Genomic DNA, 16,391 nt, shown 5'->3' with positions numbered 1-16,391 from the left:
ATAGTGACTCCTGCCACTGAATTCGCCCGCAAAAGTAGAAAAAAACAATTGTTTCCACCTTATAATATGTGGAGAATATATTCTTTTTTAGTAAAAATGACTTTTTTTGCCTCCCTGTTTGTTAAAAACGAAAACTCACTCCACCCATGAAATTGATACCTTCTGTGGGATATCCCCAATAATATTGATAGTCTTTGTTCAATAAATTGTTTGTGCGGACATAAATAGATATGCCTTTAAAGACTTCGTAGCTGCCACCAAGATATAGATTCCCGACAGGGTCTACACGTGTGTCTTCCACTTTTTCGCGGGTGGCGTGCTGATAACCGAAATTAATCAGAACCGATGGGATGGGGCGGATGTCCGCTTTTATATTTGCCTCGAAAGAGGGCATATAGACAAGTAGGCATTCTTCGCTACTATTCTCTGTTTTCGCTGTCTTCCAGTCACGATAAATGCCTGAAACAGAAAAAGAGATAATATCTTTGTAACTGTAACTGACTTCGGCACCTGCATATATATTGTGCATATTCCCTTGCATCAGATCGAGGTAGTCGTAGCTACTTACATAATTATTAATAACTGTAGTTCCGACAGGGGCTATTGCACTTTTCAGGTCTTGATATCCGCCATAGAGGTTGAACCACAAGCCTGTTACGGGGCTGGTCTTGAAACCGAGGGCCGCATTCAACTGCTCATAAGTAGCATCTAATTGTGTTTCGGTCTGACCGTAAGGGGAAATTATTTCCAGTCTGCGGAAATCATTCGCCCGCCGTCCGCCTGTAGCCTGGGCGTAGAGTATATAACTGTCGGAGAAGACGTATTGGGCAGTTACGTCAGGTGCCACCCGGAACTTCTTGCCAAATCCGAAAGCAAAGTCTACATGGGCACCGAGGCGGATTTTCCAGTCGTCATTCTGATATAGGTAATAGGGGTTTAGTTCCACTGATGTGTAATCATTGAATTTGTTGTTTTTGTAGAACACATTGTCCATTGCCAGGTCTACCCCTACAAATTGTTCTTCGGAGATGGAGCCTCTTGCACCGGCTTTTGTCCGTACCATTGCTTCCTGTGCATTCTCGTATTGAAAATCGTGCTGGCGTTCGTAGAACATCAGATTGGTTTCGGCATGAAATTGAAGAGGTAATTCGTCACTTGTCGATTTTACTCCGAAGTGTACGTCGCCCGACAAAAATTTCTGCTTGCTATTTATACTTTCAGGCAGGAAGTTGAAGTTGCTTACTCCGAAGTTGCCGGCTACATTCAAATCCACTTTCCGGAAAGCATGTACATAGTCCATACCGATGTGTGTACGATAATAGCGCGCATCCCATTTTTTGGCGTCGGGGATGTCCAGCTTTCCATCCATGCCGTTCATGTGGAAATTAAGATTCAGTTTGTCACTGTTGGGCAGGACGAACAGATAATTGGCGCGGGCATCCAGATTACCGTAATTACCATATCCCAGCCGGGCATATCCGCGTTGCGCCTTATCCTGGCTTTCCGCTCCTGTATAGGCTTGCATGGTGCTTGCAGGGATGTTTCCTGCCGGCACAAGGGTGGCGTCATATTCTACAGTCTTTTTGCTGACTGTCGGCGGTGTCACTTTGGGCAACACGTTTACTTTGGAAGCATCCATGATGTCCGGGTTATATTCTTGTTCTACCACAACCGTACGGCTCAGGGTAGTATCTTTAGCTTGCGTTTGGGCTTGTACCCAGGTCGGGAAGGCTATGAGTGCCAACGTCCCGAATATACATTGTATTTTCTTCATATAGCTATTCTACTTTCTACTAACTACTTACTACTAACCTACTTTTCTCACTTCAGTTTTTCCAGTCTTTCATTAATCATCTGTTCGATGTCATCATCAGCATGATAATTCTGTTGCAGGCTCAATAGATATTGGCGGGCATCCAGTTTCTTATCCATCGCTACATACACATCAGACAGGAGGATGAAGCTGCGTGCCAGCCAGTAGGCGTGCGGCGTACTCTGCTCGATGAAATTGAGTATTTCCTTTTCGGCGGCGGCATAGTCTTTCGCGTTATACAGTTGTTGGGCAACCAGGTATTTAGCTTCAGCCCCATAAAGAGTACGGGTATCTTTCGCCAATGTCTGAAGGTCGTTCATCGCTTTTTTGTCGGCACGTTGGTTCAGGTAGGCTTTTCCACGGAAATAAAGGGCTTCGTTGCGGAGCTCCGGGGGCAGTTTGGCTTCGGCAAGCAAGTCTGTGGCGGCAGCGATTGTTTCTATCTCATCCTGCATCAAGGCGGCACTGCGCAGCATACCTGTTGCTGCAAGTTGGCGGCGTTCGGCGGTTGTTGCTTTGGCTTTCAACTGTTTGTAGTCAGCAAGAGCCTGGTCGTATTGCTTGCGGTTGAACAGGATTTCCGCACGGGCGATGAGCGCTTCCTGCGAGTAAGGATTGTCGGGATATTCCAAAAGTTTGCCGGCATGTTCCAGTACAGCTGCTTCGTCTTTCTGCTCTTTGCCGATGATGCAGAGGTAATAATGTGCGTTCAGGCTGAAAGCACCGTTGGGGAAACTTTGTAGATAACGTGCGAAACTTGATTGGGCAGGTGCGATGTCTCCCTTCATATATACTTTTTCGGCGGCGATATACGTCAGAGAGTCTTGCTCGCTGGCGTCGAAGCGAATTTCACCCGGCATCTTGGCTGCCAGAGAGGCGAATTCATCCACGCGGTTGGCGTCTACATAAATAGATTTCAGGTCGCGCATGGCGAGGCGGGCTTCTTCACTGCCCGGATATTGGGTTACGACATGTTTATAAGCGTCTATTGCACGGTCGTACTCGTCATTCTGATAGTAGAGCAAACCGATTTCGGCGGCAGCTTTGCGGCTGACCGGACTTTCCGGATATTTCTCCAGCAACTCTTTAAATGTTGCTATCGCCTGGCGGCTGTTGTTGGTCTGCACATACGAACGTCCTTTTTCGTAAAGGGCATTCACGGCATAAGGTGAAGTCGGGTATTTGCCTGCCAGACGGTTGAGTAAGGCCACTTTTCCGTCGTAATCCTTCTGAAGACCAGCAACCAAAGCCAACTGGTAGAAGGAATAATCTCCTGCAGGGGTTCCCATGCTTTCTGCTTTGGTGTAGTATTGTTTGGCTTCATCGAAGCGGCGCACGTGCAAGTGGCAGTCGCCTATGCGGTTGTAAGCGTCGGCAAGTGCGGTGGGATTTTCTCCTTTTTCCAGTTGCGTGAATTTCAGGAAACGGTTTTGGGCGAGGGTATAATCTTTCTCATGGAAAGCGATATATGCCAGGTTATAGTATGCCAGCGCATAAGTTTCCGTATTTCTGTCCGGAGTGAGGTTCAGGTATTCGCTGAAATTGGCGGCGGCTTCCTGCATCCGGTTCAGGCGGTAATAAGATTCACCCCGCCAGTAGATGGCGTCAGCTTTGGTTTGCAGGTTGTATTGTCCTAGGGCGACTGACTGGTTGAAGTAGCCGATAGCTTCCTGGAATTGCGCATTTGCGAAAGACTGTGTACCAAGGTGGAACAGGATCTTCTGTTTTGCTTCGAGAATGGCGGCACTTGGATGGGCGATGCGTTCGATAGATTTCAGGGCAGCTTCGTAACTGCGGGTGTTCATATATACCTCTACCAGATAGCTGCTTACTTTATCCACATATTGCGAACTTGGGAATTCGTTGAGGAACTTTTCGAAAACGGTAACGGATTCACCAAAGGCGGAATAGGAAGTTTCGTGAATGCAAAGGGCATAATTGTAGGCGGCCTGCTCTTTGATTTGCATATCGGCATTGGATGCAGCGGCCTGCTCGAATGCCATACGCGCTTTGTTCTTGTCCGACATTTGCAGATAGGACAAACCCATGTGAAGATAAGCGTTCTGCGAGAGAGCATCGTTTTCGGCGGTTACTTCGCCGAGGGTGTTGGCTGCTTTGGAGAACACTCCGCAATTGTAGTACGAAAGTCCCAGCATGTAAAGGGCGTCTCTTCTGGGGGTGGGTTCGCCATTATGTTCCAGATATGTTTCAAAAGACTTCATGGCCTCATGGTATTTTCCGAAGTGGTACTCTGCCGTGCCGAGTATGCGGTTCATCTCTGCCGTAGCTCTGTAAGAATGACCGTCGGGATAGGCTGACAGAAAGTTCTGTGCCACGATTTCCGCCTTGTCGTAATTCTTTTTAATCAGATAGATTTCGGCGATGTAGTAAGGGACTAATTCTTTGTACTTCCCGTTGTCCTGCAAGGACAGGAACCCGGTCAGTGCATCGTCATAGCGTTGTTGTGTATAGCGGATATAGGAAATATAGTAGGTACAGTCAGCGGCATATTTCTTACTGGTGCTGCGGAGGGTTTCAAACCATATGGCGGCTTCCTTCACATTACCTGTCTTTAAGTAGCAGGTGGCGAGGCGGTATGTCATGTCGTCGCGCTCCTCATTTCCCAACAGGTCGAGGCGGGCAGCATTGAACATAGCCATGGCTGCGTCATAGTTTTCTTCGAAAAAATATACGGAGGCCATGAGTGCATAAATGCGGTTGGCGTAAGGAGTATCGGGATATTCGTCCAGATAGGACTGTAACTTGTCTATACTTTTGCCGTCTTTCAATTCATAGGCGGCGCACACCAGCATATATTCCGCTTCCATCCGTTCGCCTGCGGCAGGCAGCGGTTTCCCTTCTGCGTCTGTTTGGCGTATGAATGCTTGCAGCGGCGGGATGGCTGCGGCATACGCTTTTTGTTGGAACAGTGATTGCCCTTCCTGATAAAGCCGTTGGGGGGAAGTGATTTTCTCGCTGGTCTGTGCCGTTGCGAGCAAAGGTGCACAGCAGAGGGCTGTGCATAGTATTCGGGAGAGTTTATTCTTCATGATACAACGCGTTTTTACAAAAGTACGGGTTTTAAGTCGAATTTGTTACACCTGTTTGGCTTTTTTAGGATATAGGGATGTCCGGTGAATGATTATTCGCCCCTTTCTTTCAGGAATATTTCTAATCCTTTCCGGATAGACCCCAATCCGAAATCTTCTGTATGTATGTCTTTTAGTGGCAGGAAAAAAACATCTGCCGCGTCATCCATGGCTTTGTAATGCAGGGTGTCGGCGACTGAGCAACGGAAAAACAGATCCAGTGTGTGTACGGTAAAACCGGAATACACATATATATTAGGTAAGGAAAAGAGATATTTCGCCTTTGTCACTTCCATTCCTGTTTCTTCCTTTACTTCGCGTGTTACTCCTTCTTCTCCGGTTTCCGCCATATCGATGAAACCACCGGGCAGGTCCAGTGTTCCTTTGGCGGGGTCTTTGGCACGGCGGCATACCAGCAGTTCGTTCCGTTCGTTCATAATCAATGCTACGGTGGCGGCAGACGGGTTGAAGTAATAGACAAATCCGCAGTCGGCGCAGCGTTTGGACTTTTCGTTGTTTATGTCAAAATGTACGGAGCCACACTTGGGGCAGTATTTGAATTGGGATAGGGGATGTTCCATAAATGATTGAATATTGGGTTTGAATCTTCTATCTTGCTAACTTGATCGTTAATTTGGTTTATTTCTCTTTTTGTAATTGGTAACAAGCAAATATACGAATAGTTATCGAATATACTCGATAAAAACATGCGTATTTTATCGAGTATATTCGATAACTCTATGAATTTGCAGTTTGTTTAATTGATAGTAAATAGCCTCTTTGTCGCTTCGAAGTGATGGCATATCGTCATTTTCTCTATCATGCGTTAATTTATAAATCTTCATTCTGGAATGTTCGGTGCATAAGTAGGGGATAGATATGTGCTATTTTTGCATACTATTGCATGTTTGAAAGCTGTTTATGCAGAAAAGGGTTACTACTTACGGGTGAAAAGGTTACTACTTATAGGTGGTATGGTTACTACTTATCGATAAAAGGGTTACTACTTACTAGTAAAACACTTATTTGTGTCATGCTTAGGACTAATCTGTATACTTTTCAGGGTATATTTCATTCTAAAAGAAATGTAAGTATTTAGATAATGGTCTAATAGAATGTCGTTTGCTCATTTTTATTCGTTTGCTTTTATCCTCAAGGGGTTCGGGTGGAAATAGCCGATTCTCGGTCGATTAGAAATGCAATTTGTCAAAATGGTAATGTGGGATGATGTTAGTTAAGAGCTGTTTTAGGAATGTGTTTTGATAATAATCAAAAGCCTCCCTTCAAATCATTTATCGAAAGGAGGCTTTAGGATTATGAACGAAATAAAGCTTAATCTATCTTCATGAACTTTTGCTGTATAACGTCATTCCCGGTTTTCACCGTAATGAAATAAATGCCTTTGTTCAAAGAAGATACGGCTATTCCTTCATTGGGGAGTACCCGCTTTTCCAGAATCAAGGTCTGCCCCGCAGCATTGGAGATACGCACCTCTTCGATGTTGCCGATATCCCCTCGGATATACAGGCGGTCGCGGACCGGACTTGGATAGATCAACAGGCTTTCCGATACAGGAGTGATTCCGGTCAACTCGCCTATGTGCAGGTTGGCGGGGGAATCTAAAGTGCCGGTCAGGGTACTGCTCCATTCTATTTCCTCTTTGATGTTGTACTCTTGTTGTTCGGCGGTATCGAAAGCACGGAGCGTCAGTTTGCCATCAGCTTGTTCTCCGTGGGCAGTGATAAACAGGTGACCATCTTTCTCAACGGCTATTCCTCTGCACTCTCCATCTACAAAGGCTCCGACGAGGAATCTTCCCGCTTCGGCTTTCTGATCCCCGTTATGAAGCTCTGCCACGACAATCATATTGTCTTCGGACTGATGGACATCGTAATCCCACTGTGGTGAGGAAGAAGATACTTCGGAGTCTGTATCGGTTGTAACATAATTGAAAGACTTTACGGATTTGGAATAGTACATATAGCCTTCACCGGGCACTAAGTGCGTAAGACTTCCTCTCCAGGTGATACCATCGTATACGGCAAAGCTGTCCAACGCTTTGATGATGTCGTTTTCTTCGGCTTGCAGGTTTTGCAGGGCCTGTTCCAACGGTAAGGTGACGGCAGGCACATAACCTATCCAGTTCCAGCCTTGTCCTAAAGTGATGGTGCTGCTTACCGGGGCGGCAACCTTTCCCTTTAGTTCAAGTGTGGCGTCTTTCTTCATCTTTATTTTATAAGCCTGTGTGGCGCTCAGACTGCTCAGTGAACCTTCCCATCCGTTTTCACCGTTGTTCGCCAGTTCCCCGTTCGCTCCTTTCAGGACGAGGGCGGATTCCTGAATGGGGGACAGCAGAGCGGACAGGTCATTCAGATTCCGGTCTTGTACATTGACGGAGAACCAGTTCCAACCCATAGAGAGGGTGTAGTTGCGGGTGATTTCTTTTTCTCCGGCTTCCACAACGCTCACTTTCACCTCCGGCTTCATATCCATACCTTCGACGACAAACTGTATTATGGTTTGTCCCGGAAGTTCGCCCGATATGGTGAAGGTGGCTTTGCCCTCTTCGTCCAATGTGGCTTCTGCCGGTTCTATGGCAGCAATGGTGGAGGAAACGGAAATTGCGGTCACTTTCTTGCCTGTTGAGGTTTCTGCGGGTTCTACGGTTACTGTTATTTCCGCCGTCTCATTATAGACAACTTCAATCTCGGAAGCGACCACTGCCTTGGGTTCTTTTTCAATGGCTATCTCTTGGCTGTAATCACTTTCCATCTGTATGCCGGCATAACTTTTCACCCGTTTGCTGACGGTCAGTATCACTTTGTCGGTGGTAGCCAGAGCCTCGGCAGGTACAAAGCGCACTTTGGAGACGTATTGTTCGTCCTTGTTTTGCGGATTTGCTTCGGCATTTTTGAATGTCACTTCTCCGGTTATGGCCTCTCCGTTGCGAGTAATGGTAATGAGTTCGGGAGTCATGGTTTCGGGCAACATGTACTTGCTGAAATCAATTTCTATGCCTGTCTCATAACCACGCACGGCTGTTACGTTGGGCTGTATCGTTTGCACCATGCCGATGTTCACTTCCAGTTGTGGGGGAGGAACGGGGAGCCACTCGCTGTGAGTGGTCTGGTAACCTTCTTTTTCAAATTTCACTTGCCAGAGACCTTGGGGGACATCCCAGGCATACATGCCGTTTTCGTCTGTGAATAGTGGATTCTCCTGAGCATACTCGGCAGCATCCCAAAGTACAATATTCTCGTGCAGGTCGCCGTACATGTCTTCCACCATTTCTTTGTAGTAACAAGTGGCGGTTACGCCTTGCAGGCGGTTGCTGGCAACGGCTTCGTAAACATAGCCGGATGGATCCATTACGTAATTAGGATTTGGATTGCCTGATTCTCCGGAATCGCTTCCTTTTCCACCGTTGTCATCAGGACAATCGGGGGCATCATGAATCCGTTGCAGGTAGGCATGTCCTGCCCTTGTTAAATCCTGCATTCCATCTCCAAAACTACTTGCAGCGTCGGCGGCACCCCAAAGGGTATTTCCTGCATCAATGACATTCTCAGGACGTCCGCTTGATGAACTGATGAGATTTGCCGAATATGCTAAGAAACTACCTAAAGAGAAACCTACGCATTGCCTTAAATGCATGATATCTGAGTGCAGATTTATATTTGTGATATCATCTGCACATTTCAATTTTCTGTTAGCTTCGTCTATAGCCCCTTGAATGATATGATCACGCCATTGGTTTAATCGGTCCGTTGAGGGAGCAATCCGATCACTTCCGGGGTCAAAGCCGGCTATCCTTGTTGTGGTATTTATATTCTTTCCGAATAGAGCCACATAATCCTTGTATGATTGGACATCATCATAGCCGAAATATGCATAAACGAACAGACTGTCGCTTGTTTCTCTTGTTATCTGATAAGCATCTGTATCATTCACATAATACTTGAACGGATCTTTTTCTATGCATAATTTGAATGTTGAATTTGCTATTTTCTTTGTTATTGCCTCTTTATTCTTTATATCCGTTTTAATAAAAAAGCATTTAAGGGCGATGTCGCTAGATTTTGACTTCATAGAGTAGGTAAATATGTTGTCTGTATCGTCATAATCTTCTATTACAGGAATCCCTATATTCTTTTCTAACGTGTTGATGTAAGCCAATGAGTCGCACATGCTATAATCGATGTAATCGTAGGTTACGCTCAGGTTCACAGGCAATGCTTCTGACTGGAATGGATGAGTTGCAACCCAAATATCCTTAGTCTGATTATAGCTTGCGGGTATGCGGACAATATTATTGGAAAAGGTTTTCACATGAAGTGCAACATTTGTTATTATTTCCGGACTATTATTGGTGAAATCAATCTTGAAGGTAAAATCCGGATAATTAGGCCAATACCAATATGTTTGGGCAGAGGTTATCGGATTGATGAAATCAAAAGTCGTCACATATTCTAATAGATCCAGCGAAGATGCTCCGTGAGCAATATTAATCATCGTTACTTTAGATACCTCTATTGCGTTCTCATTATAGAGCACAGGACAAGTTTCTGTTTGTAACTCTGCTCCGTCTTTGGTTCTAATCTTAGCGTATATATCGTGCGAGGATAGATTCTTTGCGTTATAAAGTTCGCATGTGGTGAACCATAGTCCATTAGCTAATGAGGTTGTTTGGCCTATTAATATGCCGTTATCGTAAATCTCGACTTCTGATTTTCCAATAGCTGTGCCATTGATTGAAAAAGTTTTCTTAGCTACAGTTGATGGTATGGAGATGGACAAGTCCTTTATTGTACAGGTGGCGGCTCCAATAGGTTGCAATAATTCTTTCCCGTTCAGCGTAAACTGTACAAAAGCATTGGGGATATACTCACCGGAGGCGGTTGGGATTACACAGAAACGAACCAATTCGGTATAGTTGTGTAATGGAATTGTCAGTCGATTATTGTCCAAAGTATAACTCGCTATGTTGCTGCCTGCCATGGCTGAGTTTTCCACATATAAAGACGCCTCAGGTAGGTCAACTATCAGTTGCACGTTACTGACCGAGGCGGCGTACTCTTCTTTAAAATCAATTTTCCCTTTCAACGTCAGATAATTGCCGGCTACGATGGAGGCTTTGTTGGCAGTAAATGACGTGTTATCTCCCGTGTAATAAAGCTTACTTTCATCCAGCATTGGAATATGGCTGTTAGTAATGGAAGAGAGAATGCCGCTTTTTACGGTTACGGTGTTTTGTACATAATCTGTTCCTTCCGTCAGTCCGGATGCGGCCAATTGGGATATCTTCAAAATAGAATTAAAGAAAGCGCTGTTGACCATACTGACCAGGGTATATTCCCCGTCAGAGAGATTGCTGATGGAAAGGCATTGATTGGAGTAAGCATATTTCTTCAGTAATTCTCCTTTACTGTCGTAGAGGATACCTACTATATCGGTATTGTCAGTATCGGTATAGGAAGCGTTAATACCGCCCAATGCTATAATGTTGAGCAGAACGTTTGCTTTCTCTGCATTCTCGTCCACTGTTGCGGTGGCTGTTACGGAACGGAAAGCTTCGTTTTTACTGCTAACGGTGATGCGGAGCCGGTCACCCGCTGCTACTTCTTCCAAAAGCACAATGGAAGGATATTGTACTGAGAAATTAGTGATTTCTTTTTCTTGTGTCTCATTATATATAGTATAAGCTATATTGGCATAATCGGAATACCAATTCTCTGTTCTGGCTTCCTCGCCAGTTGCTACGCTGGGGGTGTAAGTGAGGCTCAGGTTGATTGTTGTGCCGGATATGGCTTTTAGTTCAACCGTTCCCAAATCCGTCCCCGCGTTGAAGTTTGCTTTCGTCAGTGTCTGGCTGATATAGTCAGTGGCAGAAACCGAAATCGTGCTTTCATCATTAAAGACTTCCAGTCCGAACTTCCCTTGGGTATCGGTTTGTGCTATAAAAGATTTTGAGTACTTGCCGTTTAACTTTTGGGAGATGGAGATAACAGCTCCCGGTAATGCGTCACCATTGGTATTTTTGACAAGTCCCGAAACAGTCAGCTTTTCGATGGGAGTTAGAGTGTAAACCAGTTGGTTTCCTTCTTCTTTTACACTATAAGCTTGATTCTCCGGCGTTGCGTATTGCATCCCTAAATCTTGATTCAATACGATTCGGTAGCTCAACTTCGTCCCTGCTGTTTGCGCTTTCAGCGAACTGCCTTGTGATAAATATGCCTGTTTATCATCCAGCCATGTGACTTGTACCTGATCGGTAACGTCTGTTCCATCCGGCGTCTGCACCTTCAGATTCACGTCGAGCAGGGTTAGCAGTGAACTGAAAGTAACGGACTGGTTCTCCTCTTTTATTTCAATCTTCTCTATTTGTCCCAACACTACATCTGCAGGAGTTTTCAGATAAACATTATAAGTGCAGTTTTTCAGTAGCCCGTTGAAAGTGTAAGTGACGCGGTCGGATACAACGTAGCGCTGTTTCTGTCCGTTCTGCAAGTTTTGTAATTCTATAGTCATGTTCTTGTAAGTGCTCCCACTTCCGGCGGGGAGGTTTACTTCCAACGTTCTGACATCTTCAGTCAGCGGCAGAATGGTAAAGTCTTTCCAAACCGCAGCTTCTGCATAGAGTGGAATGGAAGAGGACAGAACACGGATGACGGCATTTTCGGCAATTCCTTCGAAGGCACGTTCATCCGCTATCGGCGGAGTGATGGCGTAACAACTGATGTCTGTCAGGTTTTTGCAATTTCCGAAAGCATGGTAACCTATTTTTTCCGTACAGGCAGGTAGGATGGCCGTTGATAAATTAGTATTGTCGAATGCATATGGGGGAATTTCCGTATATCCGCCTGTCCGGCTTAGGTCAATCAATGTACAATTGTTCAACCTGTCTACGATACCGAAGTCCTGGCTATTCATCTGACCGCTGACAATGGCCATCGAAACTTTGCCATAGTTGTTTGAACCGCCGGTTACCTGGTCTACGGCATTCATGATGCTTCCCGGAGTGAAGTCGTCAATAATCAGTTCGCCTGTTTCCGCATCCCAGTGATTGGCTCCCGGATTTCCCGGGTTTGCCGGATTGAAGTGGAATAAACCGGTGATGGAAACGTCTTCTTTCCCCATTACGAACGAATATATTCCTTCCGTAGACAGTAATTTATCTCCCTGTTTCCACCCTTCAAACTGATAGTTGCTGCTCGGGTAGGCATAGACTGAAATCGAAGCTCCTTCACTGAAGCGTTCTCCTGAAGTGATATTGAAACTTCCCCCTTCGGGCGGAGAGGCCGTCAGCATCAGTTTATATTTGATGACTTCCTGCGACGGATCGTCGGGATTGTCGGGGTTGAAGCTGTCGGTAGCTTTGAACACGGCGGTTATGGCCGTATTCTTTGCCGGCATGGTATAATTGAAAGAGCGGTTGCGGGAGATCGTATCTCCGTCCTGCACCCAACCGACAAACTGGTAATAGTTGTTGGCATTGGCGCTGAGGTAAACAGATTCTCCCAAAGCGTATTGCTGCTTCCCCGAAGGCGAGGTGCTGCCTGCTCCGTCGGGGGTGACGTTGACCGTCAGATTGTATCTCTGGCCCGGTTCGCCGGGGTTGGAGGGGTTAAACCCATCCCCTCCTTCTTGTCCCCACGCCGCGATGCTCCAGAGAGCAATGAATAGGCTGAGTATATATTTCATGGATGTTCTGTTTTTATTTGGTTACCATAATCTTGAATGTCTCTTTGCCGATGGTTACGATGTAGAATCCGGGGGCCACGGCAAGGGTAGTTGTTGATTGCGTCAGTGTCCGGCGGTCAATAACTTGCCCGGCAACATTGCAGACCATCGCTTCGCTTCCAGCCTGGGCGGATATGACGATTTGCCCGATTCCCGCTGTCACTTGGGTGGCATCCGCATCTTGGCGCTCCTCTTCCATTCCGGTGATGGTACGGGTGGTCAGACGCAGTTCGAAGCGGTCGGTGCAGAAGCCGGCTTCTGCCGTAAAGGTGTAGCTGTAGAGGTCAAGACGCGTTTGGCTTCCTGTCTGCTTATCCGTTAAGGTCACTTCGTCTGCTGTAACCGTGGCGTCTGCCAGGCTCAGGGTATATGTGCCGGCTTTTCCTGCATAAATGCCTGCGGAGACAGTTCCGTTGCCCAACGGTCGTTCGTTGATGGCGTAATATCTACCAGTAGCGTCCAGTGTGAAGAGTTGTGGCACGTCTTTGTCATCGCTCATGAATTTGGCGGCGTCGCGGGACATTTCATAATCCATACTTGCTTCGGGATTGATAACTACGCGGGTGCGGTCGGTGTAGGTGCCATCGTCCAAAGTGAAATTGAAGACGGTACGGTCCGGTGAAACGGCGGAACGGGTCGTGGTGCGTTGGCGTACAGTGGCATTCAGTTGGCGGCCTTCGGCGGAGAAACTGATTTCTTTCATTTCCACCGGCTTCTGAATGAAGAATGCCTGCATCGGGCTGAGTATGTAGTTGTCATCTTCGGTGGAGACGGCGGTGTAAGTCCGGTTGCGGGTGTCCCATATCGTAATAGGAGAGGTGTAGTCCATGTAGTAAATGTCATAGAAACATGGATAGGGGTTGCCTATGAAGTTCCAACTGGCATTGTGGGCAAACTCGGAGGCGTATTCATCCAGTGTCCGTTTTAAGGCATTGCCGGAGAAGAGTCGGTTCTTGTTGTCATTGTTGATGGCTTTCAGGGTGAGTTGGGTCTGTTTGTTGGCTTGGATGATATAGCCGGTTCCGGCTTGCAACGTTCCGTCGGCGGGTACGTCTTTCCAGTTGCCGGTTTCGCCGTTGGCTCGTGCTTCACCGTCGTAGTAACGGATGACAAAGAGGGCGTCGTTGTCCACTTGCATATCTGCCCTGTTCACATCGAAAGGAAGTGTGATGAACTGCCAGTACTCTCTTTTCAGATTCAGCTTGTAGATGACACTGTCGGCACGCATGGCTCCGGATTCGCTGAGCAAGTTCGTATAAACGGGATTGCGATAGGACCAATTATTGTCGTCATATCCACTAAGTGTGTGGCTTTGTGTGTACTTCTTCATGGAGAGTGCATCAGTGCCTCTGACGGTCAGTTGGCCGTTGTCAAATACGGATACAGTCGGGTTGTTTTTGAAGCGGATGTCTGCCGCTATAACCAGTTCGCCGGGCACATTGATGATGTCTGTTTCATAGTCCAAAGGACTGATTGTGGGAAAAGCATCCCAACCCGGAGCCAGTTTGTAGCTGTTCACGGACCAGAAAGGGACTGAAAGCTCTACACCGGATTTATCTACATTGTAGAGAATATCATAGTTGTCCTGTAGTGTCGGAGGGACGGAGGCCAGGCAGGTGACTTTCTTGATGTTGTGGCATTCGTAAAATGGACGGTAACAATAAGTCAGTGAGGCGGGCAGAGTGATTTCTGTCAGACTAGTGCAGCGCCGAAAGGATTGATCTTCTAATGTTGTCAGAGTTGAGGGAAAAGATACTTCTTTTAATCCACTGCATTGATAAAAAGCATAATGTTCTATTTTTGTTAGCCCTTCGGGGAGATTTGCTTTCTCCAATGCCGTGCATTGATAAAACGAATTGTTTGAGATGTTATTCAGATTGGCCGGGAATTTTACTTGTTGCAGCGCGGTGCAATTGTAAAAAGTTCCGGGGGAGATATTGGCTACATTAGCGGGAAATTCAATACTTTCCAGACTTTTACACTCCAGGAAAGCATACTCCTGGATTTCCGTCAGACTTGTCGGCAATTTAATTCCTTTCAGCGAGAGGCATTGCTCAAAGGAATGATCTTTAATACTCGTTACCCCTTCTGGTATAGTTATTTGGGTCAGTCCGTAGCATCGGTAAAAAGCATATCTTCCGATACTTTTTAGAGTAGCAGGGAGTTTTATGTCAAGTAATGCGGCTCTCTCGTAGAAGAAACTCTCGGGTAATGTTTCTATGGTGGCTCCCGTCATGTCGATAGAAATCAAATGGGTGGTTTGTTGTCTGATCTGATAAAAGTCGTCGTCATTTAGCGGGCCGTTTATTACTAATTCGTTTACATCGGTTACATAATCCACCTGTTTCAGGATTTCTTCTCCTAAAGTTCCGGCTGCGGTCAAGGTTACAGTTACTTTTTTCGGAGTATTCCCATTGATTACTATTAAATTTGACCAATTGGGGCTTTTTGAGTAAACATCTCCGCTACCTTCCGGCACATAAAATGTCTTCGTATAGTTGAATGTCTGGTTGAATATTTCCGGAGGGGTTTTGCTTTTTAACGTAGCGGTATGCAGACGGATACAGTCGTAAAAGGCGTATTGGCCGATGGCGGTCAGTTTTTCCGGGAATACGACTTCCTGCAACAACTGGCATCCTCTGAATGCTTCGGAGTCGATTGTTTTTAAACTGTCTGGTAAGATGGCTTGGGTTATCCGGTTATAATCGAATGCTAACTCACCTATATGGGTCGTTATGGTTGGCAACTTCAACTCTCCCGAAAGGGCACATTCTGAAAATGCCTGTGTTAGTATTGTTGTCAATGCTTTTGGAAAAGTGACCTCTCTCAGATTCGAACATCGGTCGAAAGCATATTCTCCTATGGTTTCTACGTTATCCGGAAGAATGACCTGCTGTAAAGTTGTTTTGCTCTGAAGCCCCGAACTTGGAATTTTATTGTCCGGTACGATTGTTTTTGCTATGTTCAGGTATATTAAGTTGGGCATATTGTTCTGGATGAATCTAAAATCATTTCCATTCAGATTTCCCGAAATGGTGATACTGTCACAGTTCGCATCTTGTACTAAAAAGCTCAGTTGCCCGGCAGTAGGGACTTCTACTGTGATATGGGTTGCTGATACTTGGTTCATGAGTGCCATTCCGATAATGGCCGTTAATAGAGTAGTAATTTTTTTCATAAGCCATTTAATTTATGATGTTGAAGTAAAATGTTGTATATACTTATTAATGAATCATTCAGGTCTGTTGCTCTTGCTTTCGATTTTGAATGATTTGACTACAAATATTATAAAATATACTTAAAAAAACAAATTCTGTGAGCAGGTATTTTGGGAGCTAAAGTATTGAATTACTGTTCTGAAATATCTTATATTTCCATTTAGTTTCGGCTTTTCTATGTTTATCCTCTATTTTGGCAACTTATCTTTTATTTATATTTTCGGAAAAAGTTTCTGTTGGGTTGCAGGACAACCGTATTTCAATGAAGTTTCTTTTAATTTCTCACCTATCATATATTGCCTTAAAAACGATTTCCGAAATTTGAGGCGCTTAGTTGTCAAGGAGATTTGGAGAGGCGGTTCTAAATGTATGAAGGCCTTGCTTCTTTGCATTGTAGTGCTTGATTAAAAGTAATATAGCGTTGTATCTGTATTGCTGTCTTACACTGATATAGGTTGACACCTATTTGTAGGCATCAAAGAAGAAACAATATGCCAAAACTTAGTCGTAAGCCGTATGATGAGACTTTCA

The 16,391-nt window shown here is 45.5% G+C and carries 5 protein-coding genes; all 5 read right to left on the bottom strand.

Going from position 1 to position 16,391, the window contains the following annotated elements; all coding sequences use genetic code 11:
* Positions 1 to 121: 121 nt before the first annotated feature.
* Complete coding sequence (locus BUC01_RS00030; RefSeq protein ID WP_073312345.1) at positions 122 to 1,774, bottom strand: TonB-dependent receptor; 1,653 nt, start codon at positions 1,772 to 1,774, stop codon at positions 122 to 124.
* 47 nt (positions 1,775 to 1,821) lie between these two features.
* Positions 1,822 to 4,863: a tetratricopeptide repeat protein gene (locus tag BUC01_RS00025; protein ID WP_025831858.1), complete on the bottom strand. Its 3,042-nt coding sequence runs from the start codon at positions 4,861 to 4,863 to the stop codon at positions 1,822 to 1,824.
* Positions 4,864 to 4,955: 92 nt separating this feature from the next.
* Complete coding sequence (locus BUC01_RS00020) at positions 4,956 to 5,483, bottom strand: NUDIX hydrolase (RefSeq protein ID WP_025831856.1); 528 nt, start codon at positions 5,481 to 5,483, stop codon at positions 4,956 to 4,958.
* Positions 5,484 to 6,234: 751 nt separating this feature from the next.
* Complete coding sequence (locus tag BUC01_RS00015) at positions 6,235 to 12,603, bottom strand: InlB B-repeat-containing protein (protein WP_073312344.1); 6,369 nt, start codon at positions 12,601 to 12,603, stop codon at positions 6,235 to 6,237.
* Between the two features lie 13 nt (positions 12,604 to 12,616).
* Positions 12,617 to 15,820 carry a leucine-rich repeat protein gene (locus tag BUC01_RS00010; protein WP_073312336.1) on the bottom strand — a complete coding sequence of 1,068 codons (3,204 nt, stop codon included), beginning with the start codon at positions 15,818 to 15,820 and terminating at the stop codon, positions 12,617 to 12,619.
* Positions 15,821 to 16,391: the final 571 nt, after the last annotated feature.

Origin of the sequence: Bacteroides stercorirosoris, from assembly GCF_900142015.1 — a bacterium.
GTDB classification, from domain to species: Bacteria; Bacteroidota; Bacteroidia; order Bacteroidales; family Bacteroidaceae; genus Bacteroides; species Bacteroides stercorirosoris.
This window is presented reverse-complemented; position numbering and strand designations above follow the sequence as displayed.

Excerpts from the sequence above, each read along its gene's own strand:
- BUC01_RS00015 (WP_073312344.1), bottom strand. The coding sequence starts at position 12,603 with ATGAAATATATACTCAGCCTATTCATTGCTCTCTGGAGCATCGCGGCG.
- BUC01_RS00010 (WP_073312336.1), bottom strand. The coding sequence starts at position 15,820 with ATGAAAAAAATTACTACTCTATTAACGGCCATTATCGGAATGGCACTC.
- BUC01_RS00025 (WP_025831858.1), bottom strand. The coding sequence starts at position 4,863 with ATGAAGAATAAACTCTCCCGAATACTATGCACAGCCCTCTGCTGTGCA.
- BUC01_RS00020 (WP_025831856.1), bottom strand. The coding sequence starts at position 5,483 with ATGGAACATCCCCTATCCCAATTCAAATACTGCCCCAAGTGTGGCTCC.
- BUC01_RS00030 (WP_073312345.1), bottom strand. The coding sequence starts at position 1,774 with ATGAAGAAAATACAATGTATATTCGGGACGTTGGCACTCATAGCCTTC.